This is a genomic window from Streptomyces sp. NPDC101165, from assembly GCF_044768135.1.
Lineage (GTDB): Bacteria > Actinomycetota > Actinomycetes > Streptomycetales > Streptomycetaceae > Streptomyces.
Genome location: NZ_JBIWPG010000003.1, coordinates 324,957 through 339,284, shown reverse-complemented (window position 1 = coordinate 339,284; position 14,328 = coordinate 324,957). Strand labels below are relative to the sequence as shown.

Here is a 14,328-nt window from a genome sequence, read left to right as displayed (position 1 = left end):
ATCCCGATGGCGCGAGACCGTTTCACGCCCGATTTCGACCCCGACTGCGGGGACGGGCGGCTCACCTCCGCCCGGCAGGACATCGTCATCGGCCGCTGGCAGGGCCTCAGGGACCTGCTGTGGGTCACCGGTGAGGACCGGACGCTGCGCGGCCACCGCGTACGGCTGCTGGCGCAGGCCTGCACGGGCAGTTCGACGGTGGAGTCGTGGCTGGCCGCCGAACCCGGCAACGCGGACGCGCAGGTGCTGCGCGCGGCGACGGAGACGGCCCGGGCGTTCCACCTGGCCATCTCCGCCGGGCGGGGTGTGCCGATCGACCGGGACCGTATCGACACCGCGGTCCTGGCCTGCCTGCGCGCCGCCGAGGCCTGCCCCGAGGACCCGACCCCGTGGGTGTCGCTGATCTCCGTCGCCCGGCTGTATCCGACGGGGGTACGGCGGCAGGAACTGGCCCGCTGGTGGGACGAGTTGCATCGGCGGGACCCGTTCAGCGTGGAGGGCCACCTGCAGGTCCTGCACTACTACTCCGCCCGCTGGCACGGCACGCACGGCCTGATGTACGACTTCGCCAGGGACGCGGCCGGAGTGGCACCGACCGGCTGCCCCCTGCCGGTACTGGTCCAGTACGCCCGGGTCGAGGAGTACCGCTACGCCCTCGACGCCGCCCGCGGCCGGCAGGGCTCGGTCGGCCTCGGCCAGCACTGGGACCACGACGGCGCGGTCAACGACGTACGGCGCACCTGGGAGCGCTGGGTGCGGGCCCGCCCGGACAGCAATCCGGCCCCGACCGAGCTGCGCGACCTCAACCACCTGGCGCACGCCGCCTGTCTGGCCGGCACGGCGGACGTCGCCGCGTCCGTGCTCCGACTGCTCGGCCACCGCGCCACCCGCACCCCGTGGTCGTTCACGGGCGATCCGGCCCAACAACTGACCAAGTGGCGCAAGGAGTTCGGGGTGCGGGCCTAGGTCCTGTCGTCAAACTCCCGTCTGCCCTGCGGGCGACGACGGGAGTTTGACGACAGGACCTGGACGCGGCTCCGGAGCAGGACGAGGCCGACCGCGGCCGCTCCGACCGCGGCGGAGCAGAGAATGCCGGCCGTCGTGTAGCCGAGGACGGTGAAGGTGACGAACGACAGGGCCGCGAGGGTGGCCAGGACGGCGCAGGTGCGGGGCAGGCCGCCCGCCGTCCAGGCCTCCTGGAGGAATTCGTTGGTGCGCCAGGCGTGGGCCGCGACGAGCACCACGGCCACGATCATGACGGTGGCGAGGACCGGGGAGAGACCGGACGTCCGGTGGAACACCGTGGGCCGCTCCGGCCCCTTCAACGCCAGCAGATGGTGGATCCCCTTGATCACCTCCACCGGGCCCAGCACCGCGAACACGCCACCGGCCACGCGGCCCCGCCACACCTTCCCACCGTTGCCCCGCCGCAGTGCGATCCATTCGAGGATGCCGCGCGGATTGATCAGCGCCACCCAGCCCATCACGGTGGCGCCCAGCCCCCACATCAGGTCGAACAGAGCAGAGCCCGGCGCCGACATCTGCTGCGAGGCGAGTGCGTACATCCCTGGTCCCTCCCGAAGCGCCGGCAGCGGAACACGCCGGCAGCGCAGTGTGACGCCGCACGGGAGCCGCGCACCACGGGTGACGTGGGGAATTGATGCGATCTTGACGGAGCGCAAGGGCCTGTCCGGTGTTGTCATCAGTGGTTGGGTCGGAGGCTGCGGATCCAGAGGAGTGCGGCACGGAGTTCGCGTCCGGCCTGGTAGCAGAGCCCTTGTCCCCCATGATCAGTCTCACATACGCCGGACACCCACGGACGGAAGGCTGAGCCATGCGGAAACTGATCTACGGCATGAACCTGACCCTGGACGGCTACATCGCCGCGGCAGGCGACGACATCGGCTGGAGCGGACCGCCGAGCCACGAGCTGTTCCAGTGGTGGCTCGACCACGAGCAGGCGAGTGGCCTGTCGCTGTATGGGCGCAAGCTGTGGGAGACGATGAGCTCCTACTGGCCGACCGGCGACCAGCAGCCCAACGCCACCCCGGCGGAGATCGAGTTCGCGCGGAACTGGCGGGACACGCCGAAGGTGGTGTTCTCCTCGACGGTCGACAAGGTCGACTGGAACACCCGCCTGGTCACCGGCGACGCGATCGCCGAGATCACCCGGCTCAAGGCCGAGGACGGCGGCCCAATGAACATCGGCGGCGCAACGCTCGCCGGGGCGGCCATGCGCGCCGGGCTGATCGACGAGTACGCGATCGTCGCCCATCCGGTCCTGGTGGGCGGCGGCACGCCGTTCTTCACCGCGCTGGACAGCTGGGTGAACCTGAACCTGGTGGAGACGCGGACGTTTCCCGGCGGCGTGGTCCTGACCAGGTACGAGACGAGGCGCTGAACAGCAGCACCCAACACGCTTCAGTCTCACGGTGATGTCGTAGCCCTAGTCCGCGGACCCCTCCGCCAGGCCGGCCGTCCACTTCTCCTCGATGCGACCCGCCTTCCACACCAGCAGGGCGATCGCCCAGGTGGCGAAGAACAGGCCGACGATGACGAAGCCGACCGTGTTGAGGTCGAGGCCCGAGATCCAGTCCCAGAACGCGCCGTGCAGGTCCAGCTCGTCGGCGAGCAGGCCGAGGAGTTCGACGGTGCCGATGACGAGGGCGACGGCGACGGACAGGCCCGTGATGGTGAGGTTGTAGTAGACCTTGCGAACCGGCTTGGAGAACGCCCAGCCGTAGGCGAAGTTCATGAACGAGCCGTCGATGGTGTCGAGCAGCGACATGCCCGCCGCGAAGAGGACGGGGAGGCAGAGGATCGCGTACCAGGGCAGGCCGGAGGCCGCGCCGGAACCGGCGAGGACCAGCAGGGCGATCTCGGTCGCCGTGTCGAAGCCGAGCCCGAACAGCAGGCCCAGCGGGTACATCTGCCACGGCTTGGTGATCGACCCCGTGACCCGGCCGAGGAGGCGGTTCATGAAGCCGCGGTTGTCGAGCTGCGCCTCCAGGGCGGCCTCGTCGAACCGGCCGGAGCGCATCTGCCGGAACACCTTCCAGATGCCGGCCAGGACGACGAGGTTGATCCCGGCGATGAGGTAGAGGAACGTGCCGGAGACCGTCGTACCGATGAGGCCGGTGACCTCGTGCAGCCGGGAGTTGTCGTCGCGGACCGGTCCGGCCAGGGCCTTCATGCCGAGGGAGAGCAGCAGGGTCAGGCCGAAGACGATGCTGGAGTGGCCGAGGGAGAACCAGAAGCCGACCGACAGTGGGCGCTGCCCCTCCCCCATCAGCTTGCGGGTGGTGTTGTCGATCGCCGCGATGTGGTCGGCGTCGAAGGCGTGCCGCATGCCGAGCGTGTAGGCGGTCACGCCGATGCCGATGCCGAAGGTCTCCGGTGTTCCGGCGGATCCGGTGCCGACGCCGAGGTGCGCCGGGGCGACGATCCCGACCAGCGTGCCCCAGCCGATCACGTGCAGCGCGAGCACGAAGGCGGCCATACCGCCGACCCTGGTCCACTCCTGCCGCGTCATGGAGCCACGGACGCGGTGCCAGGCCGAACGCGGTGCGTCGGCCTGAGCGGGGAGGGACGGAGCGGAACCAGGGGCGGCCGTCATGGGAGAGCGTGTTTCCTTCGGTGCAGCGGCTACGGCTGCGCTGCACAGCCTTGTGCCATCCTCCCGTAGTTGCAACTAATGTGCAGTAAAGCCCGCGGCAGGCCTTCCCCATGGGGAGGGAAAGGCCGTGGCCGAGGGGGCGGTCAGGTGGCGAGCAGGCCGCGGCCGAGCCAGTCCCGCCCGTCGCGCACGCCGGGCAGCGCGAAGAAGTAGCCGCCGCCCGTCGGGGAGATGTAGTCGACCAGGGGTTCGTCGATGAGCCGGGTCTGTACGGCCTCGAACTGCCGCTTGACGTCCTGCTGGTAGCAGCAGAAGGCCAGTCCCATGTCGAGGTTGCCCACCTTGTCCACGCCCCGGTCGTAGTTGTAGCCGCGGCGCAGGATGCGGGAGCCGTCGGTCTTCGTGGTGCGCGGGTTGGCGAGGCGGATATGGGCGTCCACCGGGATCGCGGTGCCGTGCGGGTCCTTGGTGTAGTCGGGGATGTCGGTCTCCTTGGCGCCGTCGAGCGGGGCGCCGGTGTCCTTGCGGCGGCCGAACATCTTCTCCTGCTCGGTCAGCGAGACCCGGTCCCAGAACTCCACGAGCATCCGGATGATCCGGATCACCAGGTAGCTGCCGCCCTTGGCCCAGTCCGGCTCGCCCTGGCCGTCGCCGACCCAGATCAGCCGGTCCGTCTCGCGGGCCGAGGTGACGTCCGGGTTGGCGATGCCGTCCTTGAAACCGAGCAGGTTGCGCTGGGCGCCGGTGGGGCGCGGTGCGTTCTGGAAGCCGTCGATGCGCCACTTGATCTGCAGGGCGCCGCGGGTGTGCCGGGCGATGTCGCGCAGGGCGTGCAGCACGGTGTCCTGGCTGTCGGCGCACAGCTGGAGGGACAGGTCGCCGTGGCACTCGGCCGCGTCGAGGTTGTCGTTCGGGAAGGTGCGCATCGGGGTCAGCCGGGCGGGCCTGGCCTTGGCGAGGCCGTAGCGGTCGTCGAAGAGGGAGGCGCCGACGCCGACCGTGACGGTCAGGGCGTCCGAGGGGACCTGCGGGCCGAGGATGCCGTTGTCGGAGGGCGGCGCGCCGACGCCGAGGTCGGTGGGGGTGCCGCCGGAGGTGAGGAAGCGGGCCCGTTCGGTGACGGTTCGCAGCAGGTCGGCCAGACCCTTGCGGTCGTCGGCGATGACGTCGAAGGAGACGAAGGTGGCCGCGGCCGGCGCCGGGGTGACGATGCCGGCCTGGTGGACGCCGTGGAAGGGGATCCTGGCGGCGCCGGCGGTGCTGTCCGCAGCCTGCGCGTCGGTCGTGCCGGTCCGACCGAGCGCGAGGCCGCCGCCGGCGAGGACCGCGCCCGCGGCCCCGGCGCCGAGGGCGGTACGGACGAAAGAACGGCGGCCGTGACCGGCGGGGCAGCCGCCCTGCGGGGCGGGCGTTTCGGCGGACGGCATGGGGGCGTTCCCTTCACTGCGGGTGGAGTCGGCGGGCGCGCGCTCGGCGCGGGCCGGGTCGGGGCGGACGGAGTCGGAACGGACCGTGTTCGCGGGCGCCGGCGCGGCGAGGCGGTCGGCGTCGGCAGGCGTCAACGGCGGATGCGGATGCCGGTGGTCGGCGGGCATCAGGCGGACTTCCGGATCTCCAGCAGGTCCGGCACCGGCGCGAGGTCCTCCAGGAGCTGGCCGGTGGCGCCGTTCAGTCGATGCCGAGCCGCCGCGTCGAGCCGGTCGACCGGCGTCCATCCCTCGCCGCGGTGCGCCGCGTCCAGGAGCTTCTGGAGCCGGGCGATGTCCGCGTCGACCGTCGGGAGCAGCCGGGGTGCCCGGCTGGTCAGCAGCGGCTGGAGGACGGTGAGCAGTTCGCGGGTGCCGGCGAGGTTGGCGTCGGCGGTGGCGAGGCCGGTGCCGCTGCCCTGGTCGGTGTCGCCGGTCAGCTCGAACTGAAGGGTGTTCTCCAGGATCTCGTGGGCGCGCAGCGGCAGGTCGCCGGGGTCGAACTCCTGGGTCGGGAAGGCCTTCCGCAGTCCCGCGGCCGCGTCGGCGAGCTGCTGGGCGGGCGCGCGCAGGTCCTTGGCCGGCTCCCCGTGCCACAGGCCGTGCTCCAGGCGCAGGAAGCCGGTGAAGTCCTTGTCCTGTACGCCGTTCGGCAGTCCGTCGGGCCGCCCGTCGATCTTCTGGTCGAAGTCCTCGAAGGTGCCGTAGGCGGCGCCGAGGGAGGCGTAGGTGCGGTGGGCGGTGAGCCAGTCGGTGCGGGCCCGGTCGAGGTGGCCGCCCTCGATGTCGTCGTCGAGGGTGCGGGTCTGGTTGACGAGGGTGGCCAGGCCCTGCTCGACGTAGGTCTTGTACGCCGTCAGGGGTGCGGCGAGGTCCTGTGCGGAGACGGGGACGACCGGCTTGGCCGCTCCGCCGCCGCTGACCCGTACCGCCTCGGACGTGACGGCCTTGCCGTCGGTCGGGACGCAGCGCCAGGCGTAGGTGCCGCCGGCGACGGTGGCGACGAGGTCGCGGGTGGTGCCGGGGGCCAGGCCCTCGATCTCGCCGTAGACCGCGCTGGTCGACGGGTCGATCAGGTAGACCTCGGAGGTCTTGCCGCCGGTGTTGTGCATCTGGAAGGTCTGCCGGCCGGGCTTGGGGGCGGTGAAGCCCTTGCCGCACTCGGTCTCGGAGACGGCGACGGTCTGGTCGCCGGCGGGCTTGGGCCGGGACAGGGCGACGACGAGTCCGGCGAGCACGGCGGGTACGGCGACCACGGCGGCCGGGATCACCCACACGGGCCGGCGCCGCTGCGGGCGGGCCGCCTCGGGCTCGGGCGCGGACCGCTCGGCGGCCGGCTTCGGGGCGGTTGCGCGGACCCCGCGGACGAACAGGGTCATCACCACGACGAGGTAGGCGACATAGGCAACGACCTGCAGCCACGTCATGGTCGGGGTCAGGTTGAACACGCCCTGGACCAGGGTGCCGTACCAGGAGCCGGCGTCGACGCTGCCGGCGAGGTCGACCGCGTAGGCGGTGCCGCCGGGCAGGACCCCGCCCTCCTGGAGGTCGCGCAGGCCGTAACCGAGGACTCCGGCCGCGATGACGATGAGGACGGCGCCGGTGGCGGTGAAGAACCTGGTCAGGTTGATCTTCAGGACCCGGCGGTACAGGCCCCGGCACAGGCCCGCCGCGAGGACCAGGCCGATGGCGGCGCCGGTCAGCGGTCCGGCCGACTCGCCGGCCGCCCGGGCGGTGGTCCACAGGAACAGGGCCGTCTCCAGGCCCTCGCGACCGACGGCGAGGAAGGAGGTGAGGACCAGCATCCCGGAGCCCATCGCCAGCGCGCCGGTGACCTTCTCCCTCAGCTCACCCGAGAGGCTGCGGGCCGAACGGCGCATCCAGAACACCATGGCGGTGACGAACGCGACGGCGATCACGCTGAGGGTGCCACCGAACGCCTCCTGGGCGGTCGCCGACAGGGACGCGGCCGTGAAGGTGAGGACCGCGCCGAAGCTCATCGCCACGGCGATCGCGGCCAGGACACCCGTCCACACCTGCGGCAGCCGCGAGCGCGCCTCGGCCCGCACGAGTGTGGCGATGAGGATGGAGACGATGAGTCCGGCTTCGAGTCCCTCCCTCAGTCCGATCAGGAAACTCGGAAACGCGTCGTCCCACATGCCCTGCGACCCTCCCAACTTAGTGAAGGCATGCCTTACCTTCGTGGACCATCATGACTACAGGGGTGTAGTCAGTCAGTCATGAAGCGGCAATAGACGGGCAAAGCCCGGGAACTATGCACACACTCGAATCGTCTACAGTTCGGTAGACGGTCTACACATGTGTAGTCGGAAGCAGCCGAGTCACAAGCAAACGAGGAAAGGGCGTGCGGCGATGGCCACTCCCTCAGACCTGTCGTCGCAGCTCGCGGTCAACGTGCTCGACGCGCACTCCCTGCTGGCCGCCTTCGGGGTGATCGGCGTCGGGGTGGTGCTGTTCGCCGAGACGGGCCTGCTGATCGGCTTCTTCCTGCCCGGCGACTCCCTGCTGTTCACGGCGGGGCTGCTGTGCACGGGAGCGTCCGACCGGGGTGTGCACCTCTCGCTCGGGCCGCTGCTGGCCGCCGCGGCCGTCGGCGCACTCGCGGGTTCGCAGTGCGGATACCTGCTCGGCCGCAAGGCGGGCGGTGCCCTGCTGGCCCGCAGCCGGTCGGCCCGGCTGCAAGAGGGCGCGCAACGCGCCGAGGAGCTGCTGGAGCGATACGGACACGCGAAGGCGATCGTGCTGGCCCGCTTCGTGCCGGTGGTGCGGACGGTGCTGAACCCGATGGCCGGCGCACTGGGCGTGCCGGCCCGGACGTTCACCCTCTGGCAGGTGGCGGGCGGGCTGGTGTGGAGCCTCGGCCTCACCCTGGCCGGATACGCGCTGGGCTCCTCGATCCCGAACGTGGACAAGTACCTGCTGCCGGTGATCGCGCTGATCGTCCTCGTGTCGCTCGTCCCGCTCGCCGCCGAGGTGCTGCGCTCCCGCAGGGCTGCCAAGGAGGCGCGCGGATGATCCTTGCGCTCACGGGCTCGTCGGTCGACGGGCCGCTCTACCGGGACGTGGTGGATCTCGCCCACCGCTCCCCCGGCCGGCTGGACGGCGTCGTCACGGTGTGGTCGACGTACGGGCTGGCGGTGTTCGCCCTGCTCATGGTCGTGGGCTGGTGGCGGGCCCGCAGGGTCGACGCCACGGCGGGCTTGACGGCGCTGTCCGTCCCGGTGGCGGTGCTGGTGGCCTTCGGCGCGGATGCCGGGCTGAAGGCGCTGGTCCGGGAGGACCGACCCTGCCGGGGCCTGCCCTTCCACACCCTGGAGGCGTGTCCGGCGCCGGGTGACTGGTCGTTCCCCAGCAATCACACCGCGATCGCGGTCGCCGCGGCGGTCGCCCTGTTCTTCGTCTCCCGCCGGCTGGGGCTCCTCGCCTCCGGGTTCGCCGTGGCCATGGCGGCCTCCCGGGTCTGGGTGGGCGTCCACTATCCGCACGACGTCCTCGTGGGAGCTCTCGTCGGAGGCCTGGTCGCCTTCCTGGTGATGACCGTGCTCCGGCACCGGCCGCGGGGACTGGCCGGACGGCTGGCGGCGACCAGAGTGCGTCCCCTGCTGGTGTCATGAACGGCAAGACCCTTGCGGCACTGGCGGGCAGCCTCGCGCTCAGCGCCTGGGCGGCGTTCGGCGTGCTGGCGCTGGCCGTCCACGGCCGGCACGGCGCCCCGCTGTTCTTCGACCACGGCCTGCTGACCTGGTCCGTCGGCCACCGGCCGCCGATGGCCGTCGCCGTCACCCGCGGACTGACCGCCACCGGCACCGGAGTCTTCCCGTACGCGGTGGTCGTCCTGGCCGGGCTGCTGACGGGCCGCAGCCGGCGGCAGCGGCTGGTCGGCGCGCTGCTCATGGCCGCCTGCCTCGCCACCGGCCAGGCCGCGCGGTACGGCGTCATGGAGCTGTTCCGCCGGGCCCGCCCGCCCTCCTACGACTGGCAGACCCACGCCTCCGGCTGGTCGTTCCCGTCGGGGCACGCCACCACGGCGGCCCTGACCGCAGGTCTGGTGATCCTGGCGCTGTGCCTGCGCGCCCCGTACGGCCGCATACCGCTCTGCCTCGCGGTCGCCTGCTGGGGGGCGGGGGTGGGCCTGACCCGGGTCTTCCTCGGCGTGCACTGGTTCACCGACGTGCTCGGCGGCTGGCTGTTCGCCATCGGCTGGCTCGGCCTGTGGCTGTGCGCGGCGGCCTGGTGGCTGGCCCCGCGCCTGAGCACCGCCCCTGCCAGCGGTACCGGCGAGCCGGGCCCGGAGCAAACGCGTCCTGATGTGACCTGAGGGCCCAGGGTCAGGCGGCGTGCGGGCCGTCCGGGCGGCCGCTGCGCTGCTGGACCATCTCGCGGCTCAGCTCCTCGGTCTCGGCCTCGGGCAGCCGCTCGAAGCCGTCCTCGGTGATGGCCGAGACCACCGGGAAGATACGGCGGTTCAGGTCGGGGCCACCGGTGGCCGAGTCGTCGTCGGCGGCGTCGTACAGCGCCTGGAGCGCGGCCAGGGCGGCCTCCCGGCGGGTGAGGTCCGGCCGGAACAGCTTCTTCAGGGCGCCCCGGGCGTACGGGGAGCCGGAGCCCTCGGCGTGGAAGTGCCGTTTCTCGTACAGGCCGCCGGCCGCGTCGAAGGAGAAGATGCGGCCGCGGCCGCCCTCGGGTGCGGTGGTGTCGTAACCGGCGAGCAGCGGGACGACGGCGAGGCCCTGCATGGCCTGGGCGAGGTTCTGCCGGATCATGGCCGCCAGGCGGGTCGCCTTGGCGCCCAGGGACATCCGCGTGCCCTCGATCTTCTCGAAGTGTGTGAGTTCGACCTGGTAGAGCCGCACCATGTCGAGCGCGAGGCCGACGGTTCCGGCGAAGGCGACGGCCGTGTGGTCGTCGGCCGGGTGCACCTTCTCCAGGTCGCGCTGGGCGATGAGGTTACCCATGGTGGCCCGGCGGTCGCCGGCGATCAGCACGCCGTCGCGGAAGGTGAGGGCGAGCACCGTGGTGCCGTGCGGGATGCTGCCGGGCGCGGCGCGGACCCCGTCGGGGAACGGTGGAGCGGTGGGCAGCAGGCCGGGCCGGTGTGCGGCCAGGAACTCGGTGAAGGACGAGCTGCCCGGCCTGAAGAACTCCTCCGCCGGCCGCCCCGCGATGTGACCATCCGTCATGCCGTTCCCCCTCCTGTGCCGCCAGGCCCCTTTCGTCTCCTACCTGGCGCGGGCGTCCGGGAAACTCCCGCCCGCTCACAGGGCCTTGCGCCGGACGAGCACCGCCAGCACGACGAGGCCCGGGAGCAGCGGCAGCCATACGGTGAGCAGCCGGTAGCCGAGTACGGCGGAGGCCGCGGTCGCGGCGGGCGCGCCGGACACGGTCAGCGCGAGGGCGAGGGCGGCGTCGAGGGAGCCGAGCCCGCCCGGGGTGGGCAGCAGGGCGGCCGCGCAGCTGGCAGCGAGGTACAGCAGGACCACCTGGAGCGGGGGCAGGGGCAGCTGGACGGCCTGGGCGACGGAGACGAGCACCAGGGAGTGCAGGGCGGCGAAGGCCAGCGAGCCGCCCCACAGGGCGGCGGCACGGGCCGGGCAGGCGTGCACGGTACGGATGTCGGCCAGCACGCACGCCAGCGCGCGGCGGCAGCGCGGGCGCAGCGGACCGGCCAGGACCGCGACGAGCAGGGCGGCGGCGCCGAGCACGGCGGCGACCGCGGCCGGGGAGACGTGCGGGACGCGCAGCAGGCCCGGGCAGAGCGGGGCGAGCGCCGCGATCATGGCGAGACGGACGACGGCGCCGGCGGTGGCCTTGACGGCGAGGGCACCGGCCGAGCGGCCCGCCGGCAGCCCGCAGCGCATCAGGAAGCGCAGGTTCACCGCGCCGGCGCCGAGCCCGGCGGGCAGCAGGTGGTTGGCGGCGGAGGCGGCGAACTGGGCGGCGAGCAGCCGCGGTCCGGGCAGCCGCCGGGCGACCGCGCCCTGCTGGGCGAGCGCCGAGGCCGCCCAGGTGCCGACGGCCGCCACCGCGCCGAGCAGCAGCCACCCCTCGTCGGCGACGGCCAGCCGCAGCGCCCCGGTCTCCACCGTCGGCCAGTGCCGCCGGGCCACGTAGGCCGCGCCCAGCAGGACCGTGAGGCAGGCCAGCGTGTGCCAGTAGGCATGGCGGCGGCCTACGGCGAGGTCCGCGGGAGCGGTCAGCAGCGGGCCGGCGCCCGGGTGCAGCGCGTCCTGGGGTGCCTCCTGTACGGCGTGCTGGGTCATCGGCCGCCTCCCCCGTGTCTGCCACGGCGCCAGGTCATGAACCGGCCTCCGGTACGGCGTAGTAGAGGCGCAGTCCGTCGAACGGCACGGAGGGCCAGGAGCGGGCGTACCGCGGTGGCCGGGAGCCCGCAGGCACCAGGGCGGCGACCGGGGTGTGGCGCGCGGTGCGGGTGATGGCCTGTGCCGTGCTGTTGGCGTTGTGCCCGGTCGTCGCCGCCGAGGAACAGCCGGCGTAGAACGCCACCGGGATGGCCTCGTGCCCGGTGACCAGACAGGGCGGGCGGACGCCCAGCCCGTGCAGGGCGGCGGCGGTGCGGGACCAGTCGTGGTGGGCGGCGGTGGTGCGGTCCACGGCGCGGGTCAGGACGGTGAATTGCACCGCGAGGTGGGCGGCGAGCCCGAGCGCCAGCAGGGCGACGACCACCGGCCGCCAGGCACGGGCGGGCGCGGTCACCAGATGGACGAGCGCGACGGCGACGGGGATCGACAGCAGGGCGTAGGCGGGGAGCAGGAAGCGGGGTGCCGCGTAGCCGATCAGGAACAGGTAGGGGACGGCGGCCGTGGCCGCGCAGGCGGATGCCAGCAGGGTGGGCGCCGTGCGCCGGGCCCGGACCGCGACCGTGAGGCCGAGCGCGGCGAGCACGGGCAGCACGAACCACCAGACGGTGACCACCGGGTTGGGCAGCGCTCCCGTGCACGGCCGGCACAGTGCCCGTCCGCCGAGGCTGCGCAACTGGTCGACGACGGCGAAGTGCAGGCCGAGTCCGCCCTGGATCGCGGAGGCGTCGGCGAGACGCTGGGCGAGGCCGCCGTAGCTGACGTACGCCTCGATCACCCACTCGAGCGCTCCGGCGGCGAGCCCGGTGAGAAGGACGACGAGGGGCCGCCAGTGGTGGCGCAGCAGGCCGAGGGCGAGGAGCGGCAAGGTGACCCAGACGGCGTCCACGGGGCGCATCCAGGCCATCAGCGCCGCGCTCGCGCCCAGGCCCCACAGTGCGGCACGGTCGGCCCGGTCGGTGCGGGCGCGCAGGAAGCAGGCCACGGCGGCGAGGGCCCCGACGGCCACCCAGTAGTTGGGCATGGCCTGGGGACCGTAGAACAGGGTCACCCACAGGGAGGCGAACAGGGCTCCGGCGAGGGCGAGCACCGGGACGGGGAACAGGCCACGCCAGGCGCGCAGGGCCAGGAACAGGGCGAGGCCGGACAGGAGCGCGAGGTAGACCCGCAGGAGCGCGGTCGAGGAGGACCAGGCGGCGACGGGCGCGACCAGCAGGGAGACACCCCGTGCGCGGGGTGCGCTGAAGAAGGCCGCCGGAATGTGTCCGCTGACCTGGCTGACGTACACCGTCTCGTCCCAGCCGAGGCCCATGCCGGGCCGGACCAGGAGCAGTTGGGCCAGCGTGAAGGCCGCCGCGACGGCCGCGAGCGGCCACCAGGCGCGGGCCCGTCCGGCGTCGGCGGACGGGCGGCGCGAGCGCTCGCGCCGGGCCGCGTCGGCTGTGGCGTGTGCGCTGCCGATCATGATCACCCCTTTTCCCCCTACAGCTCGTAGGGTCGACTTGCACCCTACAGCCCGTAGGACCGAGACCCGGGATCGGGGAAAACACCGACAAACTAACGCGGATCGCAGACCCGTGTCGGGCGAACAGGGCCATCCGGCTGACGGCACTACGCGCTGTAAGGTTGGGGGATGGCTGGCACAGGGTCCCGCAGCGGGGCGGAGCGGCGCAGCGCCGGGGCGCTGGAGAGCGAGGTGCTGGCCGCACTCTGGGCCACCGAGCGGCCGCTGACTCCGGCGGAGATCCAGGCCGAGATCGGCGGCGGGCTCGCCTACAACACCGTGCACACCATCCTCAAACGCCTGTACGACAAGGGCTTGGTGCTGCGGGACGCCGACGGGCGGCGCGGCGCGTACCGTCCCGCGAAGAACGCGGCGCAGCTGACCGCCGAGGCGATGCACGAGGCCCTGGACCGGGGCCCGGACCCGATCGCGGCGCTCCAGCAGTTCGTGACCGGCCTGCGCCCCGAGGAGGAGCGGGCGCTGCGGGAACTGCTCGCCGGAGGCGGCGCATGAGATTCGACGTCTACACCCCGCTGCTGTTGTCGCTGCTGCTGTCCGGCGTCGCGCCGGTGATCGGCGGCCGGGTGGCGCCCGCGCTCGCGGCGCGCGTGCTGACGTCGGCGGCCGTACTGACCGCCGCTGCCACGACCTGGACGCTGGTGCTGCTGGCGGCCGCGCTGGTCGGGGACGCGCCGCCGGTGGTGCGGGAGGCCCGCGAGGACGGGCGTCGGCTGGTGGATCCGGTGCCCGAGGTGATCGGCGTCGCCGCGGCGGTGGCGCTCGCCGTCGTCGTGTGGCGGGTGCACCGGGCGGTGCGCGCCGAGCGGCGCACCCGGCGGGCGCTGCGGCGGCTGTGCGCGGGGCAGCCCGCGGACACGGAGCTGATCGTCGCCGCCTCCGAGGTGCCGCAGGCTTTCGCGATTCCGGGCCGGCCGGGCCGGATCCTGGTCACCTCGGCGATGCTGGGCGCGCTCGCGCCGGACGAGCGGCGGGTGCTGCTCGCCCACGAGCGCGCGCATCTGACCCACCGGCACGGGCCTCTGGTGACCGCGACCACCCTGGCCGTGGCGGCCAACCCGCTGCTCGCACCGGTCCGTTCGGCCGTGGTCTTCCTCGTGGAACGCTGGGCGGACGAGCAGGCGGCGACCGCCGTCGGGGACCGGCGGACCACCGCCCGCGCTCTGGCCCGGGCCGCCCTCACCGCCGGACGGGCCCGCCCGGCGTGCACCCTGAACTTCACCGACCGCGCGATCTCCCGCCGGATCGCGGCGCTCCAGACAAGCCCGCCCCCGCAACTGTGGGCCGCCGCGGTGGCCGTCCTCGCCCTGGGCACCCTCGCCGCCCTGCTCGCCGCCGACGCGACGAGCGACCTGCTCGGTCTGCTGTCCGGGATGCTGAACTGAC

Annotated in this window: 14 protein-coding genes; 7 read left to right on the top strand and 7 right to left on the bottom strand. The window is 73.2% G+C overall.

Going from position 1 to position 14,328, the window contains the following annotated elements; all coding sequences use genetic code 11:
- Positions 1–6: 6 nt before the first annotated feature.
- A complete protein-coding gene (locus ACIRVH_RS08165) occupies positions 7–966 on the top strand; it encodes a hypothetical protein (protein ID WP_403949478.1) in 960 nt (319 codons plus the stop codon).
- On the opposite strand, the gene ACIRVH_RS08160 is transcribed toward ACIRVH_RS08165, so the two are convergent.
- Positions 963–1,565, bottom strand: a complete 603-nt coding sequence (locus tag ACIRVH_RS08160) for a hypothetical protein (protein ID WP_403949476.1) — start codon at positions 1,563–1,565, stop codon at positions 963–965. The two genes, ACIRVH_RS08165 and ACIRVH_RS08160, sit on opposite strands and share 4 nt — an antisense overlap.
- A 269-nt stretch (positions 1,566–1,834) precedes the next feature.
- On the opposite strand from ACIRVH_RS08160, the gene ACIRVH_RS08155 reads away from it, so the two are divergent.
- Positions 1,835–2,401, top strand: coding sequence for a dihydrofolate reductase family protein (locus ACIRVH_RS08155; protein ID WP_403949474.1), 567 nt, complete (start codon positions 1,835–1,837; stop codon positions 2,399–2,401).
- Between the two features lie 45 nt (positions 2,402–2,446).
- Here the strand turns inward: ACIRVH_RS08155 and ACIRVH_RS08150 are convergent, their stop codons facing one another.
- The 3 genes from ACIRVH_RS08150 to efeU all read right to left on the bottom strand — a co-directional run bounded on the left by ACIRVH_RS08150 (position 2,447) and on the right by efeU (position 7,241).
- Complete coding sequence (locus ACIRVH_RS08150; protein WP_403949471.1) at positions 2,447–3,616, bottom strand: HoxN/HupN/NixA family nickel/cobalt transporter; 1,170 nt, start codon at positions 3,614–3,616, stop codon at positions 2,447–2,449.
- 143 nt (positions 3,617–3,759) lie between these two features.
- A complete protein-coding gene (efeB, locus tag ACIRVH_RS08145) occupies positions 3,760–5,043 on the bottom strand; it encodes an iron uptake transporter deferrochelatase/peroxidase subunit (RefSeq protein WP_403949945.1) in 1,284 nt (427 codons plus the stop codon).
- A gap of 167 nt (positions 5,044–5,210) precedes the next feature.
- Positions 5,211–7,241 (bottom strand): iron uptake transporter permease EfeU, encoded by a 2,031-nt coding sequence (efeU, locus tag ACIRVH_RS08140; protein WP_403949468.1) that lies wholly within the window; start codon positions 7,239–7,241, stop codon positions 5,211–5,213.
- Between the two features lie 214 nt (positions 7,242–7,455).
- On the opposite strand from efeU, the gene ACIRVH_RS08135 reads away from it, so the two are divergent.
- Genes ACIRVH_RS08135 through ACIRVH_RS08125 form a run of 3 tightly spaced genes read left to right on the top strand, consistent with a single transcriptional unit; the run spans position 7,456 to position 9,421 of the window.
- Positions 7,456–8,118 carry a DedA family protein gene (locus ACIRVH_RS08135; protein WP_403949467.1) on the top strand — a complete coding sequence of 221 codons (663 nt, stop codon included), beginning with the start codon at positions 7,456–7,458 and terminating at the stop codon, positions 8,116–8,118.
- On the top strand, positions 8,115–8,717 hold the full coding sequence (locus ACIRVH_RS08130) for a phosphatase PAP2 family protein (protein WP_403949464.1): 603 nt from the start codon (positions 8,115–8,117) through the stop codon (positions 8,715–8,717). Before ACIRVH_RS08135 ends, ACIRVH_RS08130 begins: the two co-directional genes overlap by 4 nt.
- Positions 8,714–9,421, top strand: coding sequence for a phosphatase PAP2 family protein (locus ACIRVH_RS08125; RefSeq protein WP_403949462.1), 708 nt, complete (start codon positions 8,714–8,716; stop codon positions 9,419–9,421). The genes ACIRVH_RS08130 and ACIRVH_RS08125 overlap by 4 nt, the downstream gene beginning before the upstream one ends.
- A gap of 10 nt (positions 9,422–9,431) precedes the next feature.
- Here the strand turns inward: ACIRVH_RS08125 and prcB are convergent, their stop codons facing one another.
- The 3 genes from prcB to ACIRVH_RS08110 all read right to left on the bottom strand — a co-directional run bounded on the left by prcB (position 9,432) and on the right by ACIRVH_RS08110 (position 12,885).
- Entirely contained in the window at positions 9,432–10,283 is an 852-nt protein-coding gene (gene prcB, locus ACIRVH_RS08120) for a proteasome subunit beta (RefSeq protein WP_403949459.1), read from the bottom strand.
- Positions 10,284–10,358: 75 nt separating this feature from the next.
- Positions 10,359–11,300 (bottom strand): lysylphosphatidylglycerol synthase domain-containing protein, encoded by a 942-nt coding sequence (locus ACIRVH_RS08115; RefSeq protein WP_403949942.1) that lies wholly within the window; start codon positions 11,298–11,300, stop codon positions 10,359–10,361.
- A 97-nt stretch (positions 11,301–11,397) separates the two neighbouring features.
- Positions 11,398–12,885, bottom strand: a complete 1,488-nt coding sequence (locus ACIRVH_RS08110; protein WP_403949457.1) for a hypothetical protein — start codon at positions 12,883–12,885, stop codon at positions 11,398–11,400.
- A 168-nt stretch (positions 12,886–13,053) separates the two neighbouring features.
- On the opposite strand from ACIRVH_RS08110, the gene ACIRVH_RS08105 reads away from it, so the two are divergent.
- Together ACIRVH_RS08105 and ACIRVH_RS08100 are read left to right on the top strand one after the other, a co-directional pair.
- Entirely contained in the window at positions 13,054–13,437 is a 384-nt protein-coding gene (locus ACIRVH_RS08105) for a BlaI/MecI/CopY family transcriptional regulator (RefSeq protein ID WP_403949455.1), read from the top strand.
- On the top strand, positions 13,434–14,327 hold the full coding sequence (locus tag ACIRVH_RS08100; protein WP_403949452.1) for a M56 family metallopeptidase: 894 nt from the start codon (positions 13,434–13,436) through the stop codon (positions 14,325–14,327). The genes ACIRVH_RS08105 and ACIRVH_RS08100 overlap by 4 nt, the downstream gene beginning before the upstream one ends.
- Position 14,328 lies beyond the last annotated feature (1 nt).

Bases quoted from the DNA above. Each gene is read 5' to 3' on its own strand.
- ACIRVH_RS08165 (WP_403949478.1), top strand. From the start codon at position 7: ATGGCGCGAGACCGTTTCACGCCCGATTTCGACCCCGACTGCGGGGAC.
- ACIRVH_RS08160 (WP_403949476.1), bottom strand. From the start codon at position 1,565: ATGTACGCACTCGCCTCGCAGCAGATGTCGGCGCCGGGCTCTGCTCTG.
- ACIRVH_RS08155 (WP_403949474.1), top strand. From the start codon at position 1,835: ATGCGGAAACTGATCTACGGCATGAACCTGACCCTGGACGGCTACATC.
- ACIRVH_RS08150 (WP_403949471.1), bottom strand. From the start codon at position 3,616: ATGACGGCCGCCCCTGGTTCCGCTCCGTCCCTCCCCGCTCAGGCCGAC.
- efeB (WP_403949945.1), bottom strand. From the start codon at position 5,043: ATGCCGTCCGCCGAAACGCCCGCCCCGCAGGGCGGCTGCCCCGCCGGT.
- efeU (WP_403949468.1), bottom strand. From the start codon at position 7,241: ATGTGGGACGACGCGTTTCCGAGTTTCCTGATCGGACTGAGGGAGGGA.
- ACIRVH_RS08135 (WP_403949467.1), top strand. From the start codon at position 7,456: ATGGCCACTCCCTCAGACCTGTCGTCGCAGCTCGCGGTCAACGTGCTC.
- ACIRVH_RS08130 (WP_403949464.1), top strand. From the start codon at position 8,115: ATGATCCTTGCGCTCACGGGCTCGTCGGTCGACGGGCCGCTCTACCGG.
- ACIRVH_RS08125 (WP_403949462.1), top strand. From the start codon at position 8,714: ATGAACGGCAAGACCCTTGCGGCACTGGCGGGCAGCCTCGCGCTCAGC.
- prcB (WP_403949459.1), bottom strand. From the start codon at position 10,283: ATGACGGATGGTCACATCGCGGGGCGGCCGGCGGAGGAGTTCTTCAGG.
- ACIRVH_RS08110 (WP_403949457.1), bottom strand. From the start codon at position 12,885: ATGATCGGCAGCGCACACGCCACAGCCGACGCGGCCCGGCGCGAGCGC.
- ACIRVH_RS08105 (WP_403949455.1), top strand. From the start codon at position 13,054: ATGGCTGGCACAGGGTCCCGCAGCGGGGCGGAGCGGCGCAGCGCCGGG.
- ACIRVH_RS08100 (WP_403949452.1), top strand. From the start codon at position 13,434: ATGAGATTCGACGTCTACACCCCGCTGCTGTTGTCGCTGCTGCTGTCC.